This is a genomic window from Methanobrevibacter sp. (genome assembly GCF_030539555.1).
GTDB lineage: Archaea > Methanobacteriota > Methanobacteria > Methanobacteriales > Methanobacteriaceae > Methanocatella.
This window is the reverse complement of the sequence record NZ_JAUNXX010000133.1, coordinates 1-2,176: the sequence shown is the minus strand read 5'-3', so window position 1 is coordinate 2,176 and position 2,176 is coordinate 1. Positions and strand designations below refer to the sequence as shown.

3 protein-coding genes are annotated in these 2,176 nt (G+C 32.2%); all 3 read left to right on the top strand.

Translation table 11 applies throughout. The features are described 5' to 3' along the window. Positions 1-488: hypothetical protein (locus Q4Q55_RS10450; RefSeq protein WP_303372734.1), on the top strand; the 488-nt coding region annotated here is incomplete at its 5' end. Between the two features lie 107 nt (positions 489-595). Next, positions 596-778 (top strand): hypothetical protein, encoded by a 183-nt coding sequence (locus tag Q4Q55_RS10445; protein WP_303372733.1) that lies wholly within the window; start codon positions 596-598, stop codon positions 776-778. Positions 779-950: 172 nt separating this feature from the next. Then, entirely contained in the window at positions 951-2,048 is a 1,098-nt protein-coding gene (locus Q4Q55_RS10440; RefSeq protein WP_303372732.1) for an AAA family ATPase, read from the top strand. Positions 2,049-2,176 lie beyond the last annotated feature (128 nt).

Below are 2,176 nucleotides of genomic sequence, written 5' to 3'. Positions count from 1 at the left end.
TAAATGGTAGAGATGATTTGAGCAACTACCAGGAGCAACTAGAGAAATTCATGTTATCTAAAGGCTATGAAATAGAGCATAGAGATTTAGCAGCTGTAACAAGAAAGAAACATCAAACAACTAGAGATTGGTCTAAGAAAATGCAGAAAGCTGAGGAAATGGTTGACTTAATGGACCAAAAGACACTTAGAGATACGGCTATACAGGGCGTTGTAGATGCCAGGGAGACTGAAAGGCTTACAGAACGATTACAAGCTCTTACAGAGGCTAATATTGAGTTAAAACAACAAACTCAAGACGCTGTAAATGGAAGAAACCACTGGCATAATAAATATTTAAACTTAAAAACTGGAATGGAATCAAGAGCTAAAGACAAGAGCATTGTAAATACATTTGAAACTATTGGATACAACATTAGGAAAGAATCACAGAAACAACAGCAACAAACAAATGAAAAAATGCTCGATAATAAAGATGTAGAAAGATAATTCTACATCTTTTTTCACAATGTGGTAGTTTTTGAAGGAATTTTGTTGACTTCACATAATAATTAATATAGAATAAAGTAAGAGATAAAAAGAAAAGAGGTGAAGCAATGGCTAATGCAGACTATATGAAGGTTTATATGAGCGTGTATCGAGAAACAAATGCTGAAACAGTTAGAACAGCTCAGAAGAACTGGAGAGATAAAAACAAAGAGCATCATAGAGAATATATGAGAGCTTACAGAGCTAGAAAAAAAGCTGAGCAATTAGCTCAAATACAAAATGAAAATTAATATAACGATAAAAATAAGCAGAAAAAAAAGTACTTAACAGCTTTGGACGGTAGTTAAGCACTTGTAATAATGTTTGTTTGTTTACTTTATTTATCGTTATTATAGCATCAATATCGGTAAATTTCAAGAATAAACGTTATTCTCCTTTTCTGCTAATGCTAGGAGGAATAATATGACAAAATCAATACCAAAATTAGAAGATTTATTTAAACTATATACAGTTCAAGAATACATAGATGCAGGCTTAGCTGAGCCACCAAAATTTCTTATAGAAGAACTTATCCCACAGGATAGACTTGGAATGCTAGTTGGAGCACAAAAGACTAATAAAACAACATTAGCCTATGAAATAGCAAGATGTATAGCTGATGAAAATGTTAATGAATGCTTAGGACATAAGGTTTTAGAGCATGGGCATGTTTTCTATTTATCACTAGAAGGTGGATTTTCATCTCAGATTCGTTCATTTGGACAACCTTCAACAAATGAAAATCTTACATTGTTTGAAAATAAACATTTCACACTAGATAACAAGAAGAATCTTGAAGTTCTTAAAGATTTCATAAAGAGAAATAATACAAAGTTGTTCATTGTAGACTGTATCTATAAGTTTATGGACGGGAATTATGCAAATGCATCTGAAATAAAGCCTGTACTTATAAACCTAGAAACTATAAGTCGTGAACTTAATGTAACTGTGTTAATGTTACATCACACAGGTAGAGCAACAGGAAAGATTGAGCAAGATTTGAACGATATCGCTGGTTCATTTAACATAGTTAGGTCATGTGAGTTTACATTATTCTTATCAGCAGTTCCAAAAACTGAAGAAGAAGAAGAAAAAGAAGCTAACATGACTAAAGAAGAACTACTGTTATTACCTAAAAAGCGTATTCTGAAAAAGCTTGACTATCGTGATGGTGGAGAAGGTTTTGATAAATATAGCATTGATATTTATTTTAGAGAAGACCAAAAAGGCTACATGGATTCTCGTAGGTACAAGTCAACTAAGAAGAAAGAAAGTCCAAAGAGCAGACTTGAAGACCTTGTAAATTACTCTTTAGAGCTGATAAAAGAAATGCCAGTAATTAATGGAACAACTCTTTCTGAAAAGCTACATGAAGTTTATCCAGACCTTACAGTTAAAACTATAAAAGATAAATACGCTACAAAGATTATTGAAGCTTTGAAAACTAAAGGTAAAATCGAAAAAGTCAAAGGTAAAGGTTACAACTATCAATACATTGATTACAACCAAATACCATTTTAATAAGAAGACCCCTAGGGTCTTTTTTTTTGATAGGAACAATAGGAACAACCCCTAAATTGAAACCCTGTAAGCGTTGATATTACTGGGCTAAGGAGATGTTCCTATTTAAAAATTCTTAAATAGGAATA

Coding starts and splice junctions, on each gene's coding strand:
- Q4Q55_RS10440 (WP_303372732.1), top strand. CDS start 951: ATGACAAAATCAATACCAAAATTAGAAGATTTATTTAAACTATATACA.
- Q4Q55_RS10445 (WP_303372733.1), top strand. CDS start 596: ATGGCTAATGCAGACTATATGAAGGTTTATATGAGCGTGTATCGAGAA.